Here is a 14,161-nt window from a genome sequence, read left to right on the forward strand (position 1 = left end):
CACGGAGCAGGGTTGCATGAAGATTTTCGGGCCGCTGTACGAGCGGGCGATGAAGTGGGCCGCGCACGAACGCGCGCCAACCTATCTGACGGTACTGAGCTTCTTCGAAGCCATCATCTTCCCGGTCATGCCGGAAGTGATGCTGGCGCCGATGTGCGTGGCCCAGCCCAAGCGCGGCTGGTGGTTCGCCACTCTCAGCCTGGCCGGCTCGATGGTGGGCGCGGTACTCGGTTATGCGTTGGGCCATTACGCGTTCGAACTGGTCAAGCCGGTGTTCGAGGCGCTTGGCATGCTGCCGGCGATCGAGCAGGGCATCGCTACCGTACAGGCGAAGATGGTCGAATCGCCGTGGGCGGTGTTCACCTTCCTGGTGCTGGGCGGCTTCATGCCGATCCCGATGAAGGTCTTCACGTGGGCATCGGGTATCGTCGGCGTGCCGATGCCGCAGTACCTGTTGAGCATGTTGATTGGCCGCGGCAAGCGCGTGTTCGTGCTGGCCGCGGTCATCCGTATCGGTGGTGCGCGCGCTGAAGCTGCGCTGCGCCGATGGATTGAACCGCTGGGCTGGATCGCCACCACGTTGGTGGTGGTGCTGATCGCCTGGCTTGTATGGAGGTCGAAGTTCGCATGAGTGCAGATCGTCTGAGCAAGGGAATGCGCATCGGCGCATTGGCGTTGCTGGTATCCACCCTGGCTGCCTGTGGCACTGCCACCGTGGTCCGGCCCGGCGGTGGTGGCAGTGTAAGCACGCCCAAGACCTCGGTTCCCAAACCCGGGCAGACGGTTGTCGTGCGCAAGGGCGACACCATCTATGCGCTGGCCCGCATCCACGACATCACCCCGGCCGATCTGATCGCCTGGAACAGCCTGGACAATCCGTCCACCATCTACCCGGGGCAGGTCATCCGCCTGTATCCGGCAGGTTCGGGCGGCGGACGTGCGCCGACCACGGTGGTAACCGCCCCGCGCCCCGGTGGCAGCACTACGGGTGGCGGCACTGCGCCGGTCACCGCCCCGGCGGGTCCGGTCAAGAGCAATATCGCCTGGCGCTGGCCGGCTGATGGTGCGGTGGTCGGCCGCTACGTGGCTGGTGACGCAACCAAGCAGGGCGTGGACATCGCCGGTACCAGCGGCGCGCCGGTGAGGGCCACCGCCAATGGCGTGGTGGTGTATTCCGGTGCCGGCCTGGTGGGCTATGGCGAGTTGATCATCATCAAGCACAGCGATCAGTGGCTGTCGGCTTACGGCCACAACCGCAAGCGCCTGGTCAACGAAGGGCAGAGCGTGAAGGCGGGCGAGCAGATCGCCGAGATGGGCCGTACCGGTGCGAACCGCGACATGGTCCACTTCGAGATCCGTTACAACGGCAAGCCGGTCGACCCGCAGCAGTACCTGCCGGCGAAGTGATCCGCCCGGCGGATCACCGGTAGCGCCGGGCCATGCCCGGCGTGCTTCACCCGTAGCGCCGGGCCACGCCCGGCGGGCTCAACCTTCCAGGATGAACGCGGCCGCCACCTTGCGGCCTTCGCCGGCAAGGATGTTGAAGGTGCGCGCCGCCGCCGGGTTGTTCATCACTTCCAGGCCGATGCCGCGTGACAGGCACGCCGCCATCACTACCGCCGGCGGGAACGTCTGGCGTTCTCCGGTGCCGAGCAGAATCAACGTCGGTTTCAGCGCAAGGATCGGTTCCAGATCGGCAACCTGCAGCGCCGCCACATCGGTCACCGGCCACTGTTCGACCAGCTGGTCCGGGCTGAGGAAGAAGCTGCTGCCTAGCACGCGATCATTGACCCGCGCCGAACGTCCGTCGGCAGCGCGCAGGCTGTAGGCGTAGTCGGGCAGTTCGTGGTTCAGCTGCATGGCGGTCGCCGGTCAGCCGCGCGGCAGCACGATCTGACGGTGTTCCTTGCTCGGGCGATACAGCACGGCCACGTGGCCGATGCGCTGCACCAGTGCACTTTCGGTGGCCTGCACGATCTCGGCGATCAGTGCGTCGCGGGCATCACGGTCTTCGGCAACAACCTTCACCTTGACCAGTTCGTGGCGTTCCAGCACTTCGTTCAGTTCGGTCAGGAAGGCCGGGGTGACGCCCTTGCCGCCGGTCTGCAGCAGCGCCTTCAGATCGTGGGCTTGGCCGCGCAGGAAACGGGTCTGGGAAGAGGTCAGGGCAGTGGACATGCAGAAAATACGGTTGAATGAGGCGATCAGGGTATCATGGCGACCCCATCAGCCCCTATTTACAATGGCTACCCGCAGCAAAAGCAGCCAGCGCTGGCTCAAGGAACACTTCTCCGATCCCTTCGTGAAGAAGGCCCAGGCCGAAGGCATGCGCTCGCGCGCCGCTTACAAGCTGGAAGAACTGCTCGAACGTGACCGGCTGCTGAAGCCTGGCATGGTCGTGGTCGACCTCGGCGCGGCGCCGGGCGGCTGGTCTCAGCAGGTCCGGAGACAGATGGGCGACAACGGCCGCGTGCTGGCCCTGGACATCCTTGAGATGCCGCCGCTGGCCGGCGTGGAGTTCCTTCATGGTGACTTCAGGGAAGAAACCGTCCTATCTGAATTCGAGGGAATGCTCGGCGATCAGCGCGTGGACCTTGTGCTGTCGGACATGGCCCCCAATAAAAGTGGCGTGGGCGCGGTCGACCAGCCGCGGATGATGCACCTGGCGGAGCTGGCCCTGGATTTTGCCGACAATCACCTGAAGACCGGTGGGGCATTCCTGATCAAGCTGTTCCAGGGCGAAGGCTTTGATGACTACGTGCGCGACATGCGCCGTCGTTACGAGAAGGTCTCCATCCGCAAGCCGGAAGCCTCCCGCAAGCGCTCGTCCGAGGTGTACGCCTTGGGTCAGGGAAAACGCGCCCACATGAAGTAAGCTCGCAACGTAAGCTCGACCCCAACGCAACACCGCACTGAGAGGAACACCGGAGCCAATGAGGATGAACGACTTGACCAAGAACCTCCTGCTATGGGTGGTCGTCGCCGTCGTGCTGATGGTGGTCTTCCAGAGCTTCTCGCCCAAGACCTCCGGGGCCGGCGCGCAGGGCGCGTCGTACTCGCAGTTCCTGGACCAGGTGGACACCGGCAACGTGCAGAAGGTCGCCTTCGGCGGCGATACGCGCGGTGGTACCAGCCAGATCACCTACACCACCCGCGGTGGGCAATCGTCCACCATCACCGCGCCGTTCGATCGCGACCTGATCAACGTGCTGCGCACCAAGAATGTGGAAATCGTTCAGGAAGAGCCGTCCAGCGGCATCTCCCTGGGCGCGATCCTGATGAACTTCCTGCCGGTCATCCTGATCATCGGCTTCTGGCTGTTCATCATGCGCCAGATGCAGGGCGGTGGCGGCGGTGCCAAGGGCGCGATGTCCTTCGGCAAGTCGCGGGCCAAGCTGCAGGGCGAGGACCAGATCAAGGTCACCTTTGCCGATGTGGCCGGCTGCGACGAGGCCAAGGAAGAAGTCGGCGAGCTGGTCGATTTCCTGCGTGACCCCTCCAAGTTCACCAAACTGGGCGGCAAGATTCCGCGCGGCGTGCTGATGGTCGGCCCGCCGGGTACCGGCAAGACGCTGCTGGCCAAGGCCATCGCCGGCGAAGCCAAGGTGCCGTTCTTCTCGATCTCCGGCTCTGACTTCGTCGAAATGTTCGTCGGCGTCGGCGCCAGCCGCGTCCGCGACATGTTCGAGCAGGCCAAGAAGCACGCGCCGTGCATCATCTTCATCGACGAAATCGACGCCGTCGGTCGTCACCGTGGTGCCGGCCTGGGTGGCGGTCATGACGAGCGCGAGCAGACCCTGAACCAGCTGCTGGTCGAGATGGACGGTTTCGAGGGTGGCGAAGGCGTGATCGTCATCGCCGCGACCAACCGTCCGGACGTGCTGGATCCGGCGCTGCTGCGCCCGGGCCGTTTCGACCGCCAGGTCGTGGTTGGCCTGCCGGACGTCAAGGGTCGCGAGCACATCCTGAAGGTGCACATGCGCAAGCTGCCGCTGGCCGACGATGTCGAGCCGATGGTGATCGCGCGTGGTACCCCGGGCTTCTCCGGTGCCGACCTGGCCAACCTCTGCAACGAGGCGGCCCTGTTCGCCGCACGCGGTAACGAGAAGGAGGTCCGCATGGATCACTTCGACCGTGCCCGCGACAAGATCCTGATGGGTGCCGAGCGCCGTTCGATGGCCATGAGCGAGGAGGAGAAGACCCTCACCGCCTACCACGAAGCCGGCCATGCCATCGTGGGACGCCTGGTGCCCGAGCATGACCCGGTCTACAAGGTCACCATCATTCCGCGCGGCCGTGCGCTGGGTGTGACCATGTACCTGCCGGAAGGCGACAAGTACTCGATGAACCGCGTGGCGATCAAGTCGCAGCTGTGCTCGCTGTACGGCGGTCGCGTCGCCGAAGAGCTGATCTTCGGTGCCGACAAGGTCACCACCGGCGCTTCCAACGATATCGAACGTGCCACCAAGATGGCCCGCAACATGGTCACCAAGTGGGGCCTGTCCGACCAGCTCGGCCCGATCGCCTATGGCGAAGAGGATGACGAGGTGTTCCTGGGCCGTTCGGTCACCCAGCACAAGAGCGTGTCCAACGACACCGCGCGCCGCATCGACGAGGAAGTGCGCAACATCCTCGACGAGGCCTACGCGCGTACCACCGAGCTGATGACGGCCAACCTGGACAAGCTGCACACCATGTCGCAGCTGCTGCTGCAGTACGAAACCATCGATGCGCCGCAGATCGACGCCGTCATGGAGGGCCGCGACCCGCCGCCGCCGATGGGCTGGAACAAGTCCAACAAGGACGGTGGCAACAACGACAAGGGCGGCGACGCCCGTCCGTTGCCGCCGATCGCAGGTCCGGCCGAGTCGCACTGACGGTCTGCTGCACGCATCATCAGACGAGGCCGGGGCAACCCGGCTTCGTTGTTTCCGGGCCCTGGCCCACCCTGACGTCAGCCTTCTGCTGGAGCCCGCATGTCCATCCCCCCGCCGCAACCGATTTCCCACACCGCTGAAATGGTCATTGCCACCGTGGTCGGCGTCGCCGTCGGCCTGACCGTGGACAACCTGCTGCTGGGCTGCGGCGTCGGCATCGCGGTGGGCATCCTGCTGAGCATCATCAAGACCCTGTACGTGGACCGGAAGCGCCGCCGGCAGCGGTAAGGGGTTTTCGGCAGGGCTGCGCCCTGCACCTGCCGAGGCAACGTCAACGTCAACGTCAGAAGCGGGCTTTCCGTGGGTTGGCGGGGCGGTGTGGGTGGGCAGGACACGCCGTAAACCCATCCCTGGGGGCTCGTAGGCGCCATCCATGGCGCCTGCGGTCCTGCCCACCCACACCGGCCCACCTCTGACAGATTCCGTGTGCTGTTGGTAGGTGTCGACCTTGGTCGACACATCTGTCAGATGTCGAAATAGATCTGGGTCAGATCCGACAGCTCGCGACGAACTGTCGAAGGCGGAGTGGGTCCGGTTGCGGGGGTATCCGCGGCATGGATGCCGCGGCTAAGCCCCCATGGATGGGTTTACGGCGTCCCCCGCAACCGGACCCACCCCGCCAACCCACGGAAAGCCCGCTTCTGACGTTGACGTGGACGTGGCTTCGGCGGGTGCAGGGCGCAGCCCTGCCGAACTAAACTAAGCGCCGTTGCCCGCAGGAATGCCCATGTTCGATCTCTCCCCCCAGCTCGACTGCGCCGGCCGCATCCTGCGCCTGGACCGTGCCCGGGTCATGGGCATCGTCAATGTCACCCCGGATTCGTTTTCCGATGGCGGTGCCCACGACACCACCGATGCGGCGGTCGCCCACGGCCTGAAGCTGGTGGAAGAGGGCGCCGACGTGCTTGATATCGGGGGTGAATCCACCCGGCCTGGCGCGGCACCGGTGTCGATCGAAGAGGAACTGCGCCGTGTGCTGCCGGTCATCGAGCAGCTGGCTGCCAGCACGTCGGTGCCGATCAGCATCGATACCTTCAAGCCGGAGGTGATGCGCGCGGCCGTAGCGGCCGGTGCCGGCATGATCAACGACATTTTCGGCCTGCGCCAGGACGGTGCACTGGAGGCCGCTGCCGACACCGGTGTGCCGGTGGTGCTGATGCACATGCAGGGTGAGCCGGGCGACATGCAGGCCGATCCGCACTACGACGATGTGGTCGCCGATGTACACCGGTTCCTGGTGCAGCGTCTGTTCGCTGCGGAGATGGCGGGAATCGCGAAGAAGAACCTGCTGATCGACCTCGGCTTCGGGTTCGGCAAGACCACGGCGCACAACATGACGCTGCTGGCCCGTTCCGAGCGCTTCCTGGAACTGGGCGTGCCGATGCTGGCCGGCCTGTCGCGCAAGCGCAGCCTCGGCGAGTTGACCGGGCGCGCGGCGCCGGCAGAGCGCGTGGCTGCCTCGGTGGCCGCACACCTCATCGCCGTGCAGCGTGGCGCACGCATCGTGCGCGTGCACGACGTTGCCGCAACGGTCGATGCGCTGAAGGTGTGGCAGGCGGTCGATGAAGTACCTGCGGTGCGGGTGGATGCCAAGCCTTCGATCCGCTGGCCGGACGAAGACTGATGGCAATCGACGGGCGTCCGCTGGCGATCGCCGTGATGGGACCGACCGCCAGTGGCAAGACGGCCACGGCGATCGCGCTGGCACGGCAACTCAATGGCGAAATCGTCAGTGTCGACTCGGCGCTGGTCTATCGCGGACTGGATATCGGCTCAGCCAAGCCCGATGCGACCGAGCGCGCCCAGGCGGAGCACCACCTGCTGGATCTGCGTGATCCCTGGCAGACCTATTCGGCAGCCGAGTTTGCCGCCGACGCCGGGCGCGTAGTGGCCGATATCGTGGCGCGTGGCAAGACGCCGATCCTGGCAGGCGGCACCGGCCTGTATTTCCGGGCCTTGCTGCAGGGCCTGTCGCCGATGCCGGAAGCCGACCCGGGCATGCGCGCAGTGCTGACCGCCGAGGCCGCCGAGCGTGGCTGGGGAGCGCTGCATGCCGAGCTGGCCATGGTGGATCCAGCTGCTGCGGCACGCATCCATGCCACCGACCCGCAGCGGATCCAGCGGGCGCTGGAGGTCTACCGCCTGACCGGCACACCGATCAGTGAATGGCAGCGCCGGCCAGGCGTGGCCCCGCTGCCGGTGCGTACGCTGAAGCTGATCCTGGCCCCCCGCGACCGGGCGGTGCTGCACCAGCGCATTGAAGCCCGTTTCGACCTCATGCTGTCCCATGGCTTCCTCGATGAGGTGCGTGGCCTGCGCGCATTGCCGGAAATGGCCGCCGTGGCCGCGCCGTTGGACCTGCCGGCGGTGCGTGCGGTGGGTTATCGCCAGGCCTGGGAATACCTGGACGGCGAAGGGGACGCGGCGCGTTTCCGTGACAAGGCGATCTTCGCCACCCGCCAGCTGGCCAAGCGCCAGCTGACCTGGCTGCGCGGCGAGCTTGATGCGCGCTGGTTCGACCCCCATATCGACCATGAGCGCCTGGCTGCTGCGGTGTCGACTTTCGTTGCACGCTGAACCGATGCTGGCCGTGTACCATCATGGGCCGGCAAGCGGCTCGGGGGCCGTGGCAACCGCCGGTTACCAATAAGAACAATAAACAGGAGTGTGCAATGTCCAAGGGGCAATCGCTGCAGGATCCTTTCCTGAACGCACTGCGGCGCGAACGCGTGCCGGTTTCGGTGTACCTGGTCAACGGGATCAAGCTGCAGGGCACGATCGAGTCGTTCGATCAATTCGTGGTGCTGCTGCGCAATACCGTCAGCCAGATGGTCTACAAGCACGCCATTTCCACCGTGGTGCCGGCGCGCAACGTGAAGGTCGGGCCGGGTGGTGGCTATGTGCAATCAGGTGAGGATGGTCAGGCGGGTGATGAAGCAGACGAGTAATTCTGGAGCGGTGAATGTTTGACCGTTCAAAAAAGGGCGAACATGCCCTGCTGATCCAGCCGCATTTCGGCAAACTGGAAGAAGATGTGCTGGAAGAGTTCGGTGATCTGGCCCGCTCGGCAGGGGCCAGCATTGCTGCGACCATCACCGCGCGCCTGGACCGTCCCAACCCGTCAACCCTGATCGGTAGCGGCAAGCTGGATGAGATCAAGGCAGCGGCTGACGCCAGTGGTGCCGACCTGATCCTGGTCAACCACGCGCTGAGCCCGGGCCAGGAACGCAATCTGGAACGTTTCCTGGAGCGCCGGGTGATCGACCGTACCGGGCTGATCCTGGACATCTTCGCCCAGCGTGCGCACAGCCATGAAGGCAAGCTGCAGGTCGAGCTGGCCCAGTTGCGCCACCTGGCGACGCGCCTTGTGCGCGGTTGGACCCACCTGGAGCGCCAGCGCGGTGGTTCGATCGGCCTGCGCGGCCCGGGTGAAACCCAGCTGGAAACCGATCGCCGCCTGCTGCAGAAGCGGGTAGAGCAGCTGCAGAAGCGGCTGGAAAAGGTTGAGGTGCAGCGCACCCAGATGCGTCGCGCGCGCGTGCGCAGCGAGTTGCCGCGTGTCGCGCTGGTGGGATACACCAATGCCGGCAAGTCGACGCTGTTCAACGCGATGACGGGCGCCGAAGCCTATGCGGCCGACCAGCTGTTTGCCACCCTGGACCCGACGGTGCGCCGCATCGCCGTGCCTGGCGGCAACGTGGTGCTGGCCGATACCGTGGGATTCGTGCGCGACCTGCCGCATGACCTTGTCGCGGCCTTCCGCTCGACGCTGTCTGAAGCGCGCGAAGCCGATTTCCTGCTGCACGTGGTCGATGCGGCCGATCCGCACCGTGAGGAGCGCATTGCCCAGGTGGACGAGGTGCTGACCGCTGTGGGTGCCGGCGACCTGCCGCAGCTGCTGGTGTTCAACAAGATCGATCGCATCGACGGCGCCGACGTGCGCCACGATGGCCAGGATGGCGTGCCCGATGAATCGCGGCGCGAGCGGGTGTGGATTTCCGCACGCGACGGGCAGGGCATGGAACTGCTTCAGGCCGTGCTCGGCAAGCGGTTGGGCCTGCAGCACGTCACCGGCGAACTGCGCCTGCCGCCCAGTGCCGGCCGGCTGCGCGCGCGCCTGCACCAGCTGGAAGTGGTTCGCAGTGAGCAGACCGACGAGGAAGGCTGGCTGTTGCAGGTCGATCTTCCGATCGCCGAGGCCGAGAAGCTCGCAGCCGGCGTTGACGGCGATCCGATCCGCGCACTGTTGCCGGAGAAGCTGCCGGAGTGGTGAGCCTGCGCCGGGCCGCACCCGGCGCAAGCGCGACACGACCGGTCAACTGCGGTACAACGTGCAGGTTCTTCCCCCACCGCGATTCCGATGTCCTTTCCGACCGACGCCGATCTCCACGCCCAGGCCTCCGCACTGGGCCAGCGCCTGCAGCAGGCATCGCTGCAGCTGGTAACCGCTGAGAGCTGCAGTGGTGGGTGGATCGCCAAGTGCATGACCGATATCGCCGGTTCCTCGGCATTCTTCGACTGCGGCATGGTGGTCTACAGCTACGAGGCCAAGCAGCGCCTGCTGGGCGTGCGTGCGCAGACGCTGGAACAGTACGGCGCGGTCAGCCGCGAAACCGTGCTGGAGATGGTATCCGGTGCGCTGGTCAACTCCGGTGCTGGCATCGCCGTGGCAGTGACCGGTATCGCCGGTCCCGGCGGCGGCAGCCCGGACAAGCCGGTCGGCAGTGTCTGGGTCGGCTGGAAACGCCGTGGCGGCTATGCCCGTGCTGAATTGTTCCAGTTCGATGGCGACCGCGAAGCCATCCGCCGGCAAACCGTGGCGGCGGCATTGCGCGGTATCGATGCCCAGCTGTGACATGCTGCCCCGGCGACCAACCGGAGTAGGCAACGATGTGGGAGACGCTGGGCACCGTCCGTGACCTCGGCCGGCTGCAGGAAATCGCCGCTGTCCTGATCCGCTACGGCTTCGGCGACGTGGTCCGCCGCATCGGCCTCGCCACCGTGCTTGAGCGCGCCGGCCGCCTGCTGCACTGGAACGAAGAGCGGCAGGAAATGCTGCGGATGACCGCGCCGGTACGCGTGCGCAGTGCCCTGCAGGACCTCGGCCCCACCTTCGTGAAGCTTGGCCAGGTGCTGGCGACCCGTGTCGACCTGCTGTCGCCGGAGTGGATTGCCGAACTGTCCGAACTTCAGAACGCAGTGCCAGCGCTGCCGTACGAGAAGATCCGCGAACAGCTGGAAAGCGACCTGGGGGCGTTGCCCTCGCAGGTGTTCGCCTTCCTGGATGAAACCCCGATGGCGGCTGCGTCGTTGGCGCAGGCCCATCGTGCCCGCTTGCATGATGGACGGGAGGTGGTGCTGAAGGTACGTCGCCCCGGCATCCGTGACGTGGTTGAAGCCGACCTGCGCCTGCTGGCGCGGTTGGCCGAGATCGTGGAGGCCCGCCTGCCGGATCTGCGCCGCTATCGCCCCGCCGAAGTGGTGCAGCAGTTCACGGTATCGCTGCGTCGCGAGCTCGATTTCGCCGCCGAGTGCCGCAATGCCGAGCGCATCGCGCGCAATTTCGAGGGGCGTGACGACATCCTGATCCCGGCCGTGCACTGGCAGTGGACCTGCGAGAGCCTGAACGTGCAGGACTTCGTGGACGGCATTGCCGGGCGCGATCTGGCCGGTGTCGATGCCGCTGGCCTCGACCGTCGTGAACTGGCGCGACGGGGTGCCGACATCGTGCTGAAGATGGTGCTGGAGGACGGCAGCTTCCATGCCGACCCGCACCCCGGCAACATCATCTATCTGCGTGATGGCCGTATCGGCGTGATTGACTTCGGCATGGTCGGTGCGCTGTCGGAAATGCGTCGTTTCCAGGTAGCACAGCTGCTGCACGGCCTGGTCGAACAGGACCCGCAGGGAGTGGCCGATGTGCTGTTGGACTGGGCCGGTGGTGTCGAGGTGGACGAGAACCGCCTGCAGCACGACATCAGCCAGTTCGTCGATCAGTACCGGGGCGTGCCGCTGAAAGACCTGCGCATCGGCCTGATGCTGGGCGACATCACCCAGCTGCTGCGCAGCTACAGCCTGACCCTGCCGGCGGACCTGGCCTTGATGATCAAGGCGTTCCTTACCCTGGAGGGCATGGGTCGGCAGCTGGACCCGGATTTCGACATGGCCAGTGCCGCACGCCCGTTCCTGGAGCGGGTGGTGCTGCAGCGTTACGCGCCGCGGGCACTGCTCAAACGCGGCCGGCGCAGCCTGCTGGGCCTGGTCGATTTCGCAGGCGAACTGCCGCGTGATCTGCGCAAGCTGGTGCAGGCCGCTCGCCGCGGGCGGCTGCAGCTGAAGGTGGAAACCAGCGCGTTGCAGGGCTTTGGCGATCAGGTCAATCGCGCCGCCAATCGCCTGGTCATGGGCATCGTGACCGCCGCGCTGATCATCGGCTCGTCGATCGTGATGCACAGCGTAGGCGGGGTCTCCAGCCGATGGCTGCTGGCGCTGGGCGTCTGCGGTTTCATCGGCGCCGGCTTCTGTGGCGTGTGGATCCTGTTTTCGATCTGGCGCAGCGGCAAGCACACCTAGCGCAGCGATTCTGGTAGCGCCGGGACCTGCCCGGCGACGATTGCCGAGCATGGCCCGGCACTGCGGATGTTGCCGTTGCCGGCGCCGGCACTTGCAGATCCAGATGTTAGTAGTAATACTACTAACCATGGACCTGACCGACACCCAGCAGGCGATCCTGCAGTTGATCGCCGAGCGTATCGAGAGCGAAGGCGCACCGCCGTCGCAGACTGAAATCGCACGTGCCTTCGGCTTCAAGGGCGTACGTGCGGCGCAGTACCACCTGGAGGCATTGGAGCAGGCTGGGGCGATCCGTCGCATTCCCGGCCAGGCCCGCGGCATCCGGCTTGTGCAGGCGCCATCGGTGGAAAAGCTGGCCGAACCGGGCCTGCCCGACAGTGTCCTGCGGCTGCCGATCCTGGGTCGGGTCGCGGCAGGCCTGCCCATCGGCGCCGACATCGGCTCGGATGATTTCGTGGTGCTGGACCGGGTGTTCTTCTCGCCGGCACCGGATTACCTGCTGAAGGTGCAGGGCGACTCGATGATCGACGAGGGCATCTTCGACGGTGACCTGATTGGTGTACATCGCACCCGTGATGCCCATTCCGGGCAGATCGTGGTCGCGCGCATCGACGACGAGATCACCGTCAAGCTGCTGAAGATCGCCAAGGATCGTATCCGCCTGCTCCCGCGCAACCCTGATTACAAGCCGATCGATGTCCTGCCAGACCAGGATTTCTCGATCGAAGGCCTCTACTGTGGCCTGCTTCGCCCGAATCGGTGATCGATTCACCCTGTAGTTCCCGCGGTCTTTTGTGGCGATTCTCTGGTTCTGCTGAGGTTGGTACGGATGTCCGATAATTTTTTTCCGAACGCCGGGCAGAATCTCAGCCTGTGCGATACGCCAGCCTTAAAGTGAACCCATGGCCAAGAAGACTTCCAAAGACAGCACCTCCAACGACGTGACCTCTGCAAGGACCAATCCGATGGACGAGAACAAGAAGCGCGCCCTCGCTGCAGCTCTGGGCCAGATCGAAAAGCAGTTCGGCAAGGGTTCGGTGATGCGCATGGGCGACCGCGTGGTCGAGCCTGTCGAGGCGATCCCGACCGGTTCTCTGATGCTCGACATCGCATTGGGCATCGGGGGCCTGCCCAAGGGCCGCGTGGTGGAGATCTACGGCCCGGAATCCTCGGGCAAGACCACCTTGACCCTGCAGGCCATCGCCGAATGCCAGAAGCTGGGTGGCACCGCAGCCTTCATCGACGCCGAGCATGCACTGGACCCGATCTACGCCGGCAAGCTGGGCGTGAACGTTGACGATCTGCTGCTGTCGCAGCCGGATACCGGTGAGCAGGCGCTGGAAATCGCCGACATGCTGGTCCGTTCCGGTTCGGTGGACATCCTGGTGGTCGATTCGGTGGCCGCACTGACCCCGAAGGCTGAAATCGAAGGCGAGATGGGTGACCAGCTTCCCGGCCTGCAGGCTCGTCTGATGAGCCAGGCGCTGCGTAAGCTGACCGGCAACATCAAGCGTTCCAACACGCTGGTGGTGTTCATCAACCAGCTGCGCATGAAGATCGGTGTGATGATGCCGGGCCAGAGCCCGGAAGTGACCACCGGCGGCAATGCGCTGAAGTTCTACGCCTCGGTGCGCCTGGACATCCGCCGTATCGGCGCGATCAAGAAGGGTGACGAGATCATCGGCAACCAGACCAAGATCAAGGTCGTCAAGAACAAGCTGGCGCCGCCGTTCAAGCAGGTCATCACCGAGATTCTGTACGGCGAGGGCATCAGCCGCGAAGGCGAACTGATCGACATGGGCGTGGAGGCCAAGCTGGTCGAGAAGGCCGGCGCCTGGTACAGCTACGGCGAAGAGCGTATCGGCCAGGGCAAGGACAACGCTCGTGGCTATCTGCGCGACAACCCCCAGGTTGCTGCCAAGCTCGAAGCCGAGCTGCGTGAGAAGTTCCAGCCGACCGAAGCCACCCGTGAGGAAGGCGACGACGAAGGCGACGACGAGTAAGAGCTTGCTGTGGGGCAGGGTGGCGCCGTCAGTGACGCCGCCCTGTCCTGCAGATTCGTTTTCCCCGACGGGGGACGCGCCATGGACGGCGCATTTGATTGAAGGCGAGCATGCACGATTCCGACGCTCCGACGCCCGGCCGCAAGCGCCGTGTACGTGAACAGACGCCCGTCCAGCGCGCCTTGGGGCTGCTGGTGCGGCGCGAACATTCGCGCAAGGAGCTGACCCGTAAGCTGACCTCCCGCGGTATTGAAGGTGAGGCGGCACAGGCCGCGGTGGACAAGCTGACCGAAGCCGGTTGGCAGGACGACACCCGTTTTGCCGAGAATCTGGTGCGCATGCGGGCCAATACCGGTTACGGGCCCATCCATGTACGTGCCGAACTGGGTACGCATGGATTGGACAGTGAGCAGATTGCCGCTGCCATGGATACCTTCGAAGGGGACTGGACGGACAATGCCCGGGATCTGGTCCGCCGCCGCTTCGGCGAGGCCGGGCCGCAGGACCTGCAACAGCGCCGCAAAGCGGCCGATCTGTTGGCGCGGCGGGGCTTTGACGGCGACAGCATCCGCCGCGCGACCCGCTACGACCCGGATGACTGAGACTGGCGGCGTCGGGCCTGATACCCTTTGAGGTTTCGGCGGTCCG

The 14,161-nt window shown here is 65.4% G+C and carries 16 protein-coding genes; 14 read left to right on the forward strand and 2 right to left on the reverse strand.

Features of this window, described 5'->3' with window-relative positions:
• Positions 1-16 precede the first annotated feature (16 nt).
• Both ACVOLJ_RS10945 and ACVOLJ_RS10950 read left to right on the forward strand, forming a co-directional pair.
• Positions 17-631: a YqaA family protein gene (locus ACVOLJ_RS10945; RefSeq protein ID WP_475278099.1), complete on the forward strand. Its 615-nt coding sequence runs from the start codon at positions 17-19 to the stop codon at positions 629-631.
• On the forward strand, positions 610-1,407 hold the full coding sequence (locus tag ACVOLJ_RS10950; protein ID WP_481564116.1) for a peptidoglycan DD-metalloendopeptidase family protein: 798 nt from the start codon (positions 610-612) through the stop codon (positions 1,405-1,407). Before ACVOLJ_RS10945 ends, ACVOLJ_RS10950 begins: the two co-directional genes overlap by 22 nt.
• Before the next feature lie 78 nt (positions 1,408-1,485).
• Here ACVOLJ_RS10950 and ACVOLJ_RS10955 read toward each other — a convergent pair whose 3' ends face one another.
• Both ACVOLJ_RS10955 and yhbY read right to left on the reverse strand, forming a co-directional pair.
• Complete coding sequence (locus ACVOLJ_RS10955; protein WP_475278101.1) at positions 1,486-1,860, reverse strand: Mth938-like domain-containing protein; 375 nt, start codon at positions 1,858-1,860, stop codon at positions 1,486-1,488.
• A gap of 12 nt (positions 1,861-1,872) precedes the next feature.
• Positions 1,873-2,178: a ribosome assembly RNA-binding protein YhbY gene (gene yhbY, locus ACVOLJ_RS10960; protein ID WP_475278102.1), complete on the reverse strand. Its 306-nt coding sequence runs from the start codon at positions 2,176-2,178 to the stop codon at positions 1,873-1,875.
• Positions 2,179-2,242: 64 nt separating this feature from the next.
• Between yhbY and rlmE the strand changes: the two genes are divergently transcribed.
• From rlmE to recX, 12 genes are all read left to right on the forward strand, one after another.
• On the forward strand, positions 2,243-2,875 hold the full coding sequence (gene rlmE, locus ACVOLJ_RS10965; protein ID WP_475278103.1) for a 23S rRNA (uridine(2552)-2'-O)-methyltransferase RlmE: 633 nt from the start codon (positions 2,243-2,245) through the stop codon (positions 2,873-2,875).
• Between the two features lie 64 nt (positions 2,876-2,939).
• Entirely contained in the window at positions 2,940-4,877 is a 1,938-nt protein-coding gene (gene ftsH, locus ACVOLJ_RS10970; protein WP_475278104.1) for an ATP-dependent zinc metalloprotease FtsH, read from the forward strand.
• Positions 4,878-4,976: 99 nt separating this feature from the next.
• On the forward strand, positions 4,977-5,165 hold the full coding sequence (locus tag ACVOLJ_RS10975; protein WP_475278105.1) for a hypothetical protein: 189 nt from the start codon (positions 4,977-4,979) through the stop codon (positions 5,163-5,165).
• Positions 5,166-5,664: 499 nt separating this feature from the next.
• Positions 5,665-6,561, forward strand: a complete 897-nt coding sequence (folP, locus tag ACVOLJ_RS10980) for a dihydropteroate synthase (RefSeq protein WP_481564117.1) — start codon at positions 5,665-5,667, stop codon at positions 6,559-6,561.
• Positions 6,561-7,514, forward strand: a complete 954-nt coding sequence (gene miaA, locus ACVOLJ_RS10985) for a tRNA (adenosine(37)-N6)-dimethylallyltransferase MiaA (RefSeq protein WP_481564118.1) — start codon at positions 6,561-6,563, stop codon at positions 7,512-7,514. The genes folP and miaA overlap by 1 nt, the downstream gene beginning before the upstream one ends.
• Before the next feature lie 95 nt (positions 7,515-7,609).
• On the forward strand, positions 7,610-7,885 hold the full coding sequence (gene hfq / locus ACVOLJ_RS10990; protein ID WP_025878916.1) for an RNA chaperone Hfq: 276 nt from the start codon (positions 7,610-7,612) through the stop codon (positions 7,883-7,885).
• A 14-nt stretch (positions 7,886-7,899) separates the two neighbouring features.
• Positions 7,900-9,210, forward strand: coding sequence for a ribosome rescue GTPase HflX (hflX, locus tag ACVOLJ_RS10995; protein ID WP_475278108.1), 1,311 nt, complete (start codon positions 7,900-7,902; stop codon positions 9,208-9,210).
• 87 nt (positions 9,211-9,297) lie between these two features.
• Complete coding sequence (locus tag ACVOLJ_RS11000; RefSeq protein ID WP_475278109.1) at positions 9,298-9,792, forward strand: CinA family protein; 495 nt, start codon at positions 9,298-9,300, stop codon at positions 9,790-9,792.
• A gap of 35 nt (positions 9,793-9,827) precedes the next feature.
• Positions 9,828-11,510 carry a 2-polyprenylphenol 6-hydroxylase gene (ubiB, locus tag ACVOLJ_RS11005; RefSeq protein WP_481564119.1) on the forward strand — a complete coding sequence of 561 codons (1,683 nt, stop codon included), beginning with the start codon at positions 9,828-9,830 and terminating at the stop codon, positions 11,508-11,510.
• Positions 11,511-11,637: 127 nt separating this feature from the next.
• Positions 11,638-12,273, forward strand: a complete 636-nt coding sequence (lexA, locus tag ACVOLJ_RS11010; protein ID WP_481564120.1) for a transcriptional repressor LexA — start codon at positions 11,638-11,640, stop codon at positions 12,271-12,273.
• Between the two features lie 202 nt (positions 12,274-12,475).
• The gene (gene recA / locus ACVOLJ_RS11015) at positions 12,476-13,513 is read left to right on the forward strand and encodes a recombinase RecA (RefSeq protein WP_475278186.1); all 1,038 of its coding nucleotides are present in this window, start codon (positions 12,476-12,478) and stop codon (positions 13,511-13,513) included.
• Positions 13,514-13,623: 110 nt separating this feature from the next.
• Positions 13,624-14,115 (forward strand): recombination regulator RecX, encoded by a 492-nt coding sequence (recX, locus tag ACVOLJ_RS11020; protein ID WP_481564121.1) that lies wholly within the window; start codon positions 13,624-13,626, stop codon positions 14,113-14,115.
• Positions 14,116-14,161: the final 46 nt, after the last annotated feature.

The sequence above is a fragment of the Stenotrophomonas sp. STEN046 genome (genome assembly GCF_056759755.1).

Excerpts from the sequence above, each read along its gene's own strand:
- ACVOLJ_RS10945 (WP_475278099.1), top strand. The coding sequence starts at position 17 with ATGAAGATTTTCGGGCCGCTGTACGAGCGGGCGATGAAGTGGGCCGCG.
- ACVOLJ_RS10950 (WP_481564116.1), top strand. The coding sequence starts at position 610 with ATGGAGGTCGAAGTTCGCATGAGTGCAGATCGTCTGAGCAAGGGAATG.
- ACVOLJ_RS10955 (WP_475278101.1), bottom strand. The coding sequence starts at position 1,860 with ATGCAGCTGAACCACGAACTGCCCGACTACGCCTACAGCCTGCGCGCT.
- yhbY (WP_475278102.1), bottom strand. The coding sequence starts at position 2,178 with ATGTCCACTGCCCTGACCTCTTCCCAGACCCGTTTCCTGCGCGGCCAA.
- rlmE (WP_475278103.1), top strand. The coding sequence starts at position 2,243 with ATGGCTACCCGCAGCAAAAGCAGCCAGCGCTGGCTCAAGGAACACTTC.
- ftsH (WP_475278104.1), top strand. The coding sequence starts at position 2,940 with ATGAACGACTTGACCAAGAACCTCCTGCTATGGGTGGTCGTCGCCGTC.
- ACVOLJ_RS10975 (WP_475278105.1), top strand. The coding sequence starts at position 4,977 with ATGTCCATCCCCCCGCCGCAACCGATTTCCCACACCGCTGAAATGGTC.
- folP (WP_481564117.1), top strand. The coding sequence starts at position 5,665 with ATGTTCGATCTCTCCCCCCAGCTCGACTGCGCCGGCCGCATCCTGCGC.
- miaA (WP_481564118.1), top strand. The coding sequence starts at position 6,561 with ATGGCAATCGACGGGCGTCCGCTGGCGATCGCCGTGATGGGACCGACC.
- hfq (WP_025878916.1), top strand. The coding sequence starts at position 7,610 with ATGTCCAAGGGGCAATCGCTGCAGGATCCTTTCCTGAACGCACTGCGG.
- hflX (WP_475278108.1), top strand. The coding sequence starts at position 7,900 with ATGTTTGACCGTTCAAAAAAGGGCGAACATGCCCTGCTGATCCAGCCG.
- ACVOLJ_RS11000 (WP_475278109.1), top strand. The coding sequence starts at position 9,298 with ATGTCCTTTCCGACCGACGCCGATCTCCACGCCCAGGCCTCCGCACTG.
- ubiB (WP_481564119.1), top strand. The coding sequence starts at position 9,828 with ATGTGGGAGACGCTGGGCACCGTCCGTGACCTCGGCCGGCTGCAGGAA.
- lexA (WP_481564120.1), top strand. The coding sequence starts at position 11,638 with ATGGACCTGACCGACACCCAGCAGGCGATCCTGCAGTTGATCGCCGAG.
- recA (WP_475278186.1), top strand. The coding sequence starts at position 12,476 with ATGGACGAGAACAAGAAGCGCGCCCTCGCTGCAGCTCTGGGCCAGATC.
- recX (WP_481564121.1), top strand. The coding sequence starts at position 13,624 with ATGCACGATTCCGACGCTCCGACGCCCGGCCGCAAGCGCCGTGTACGT.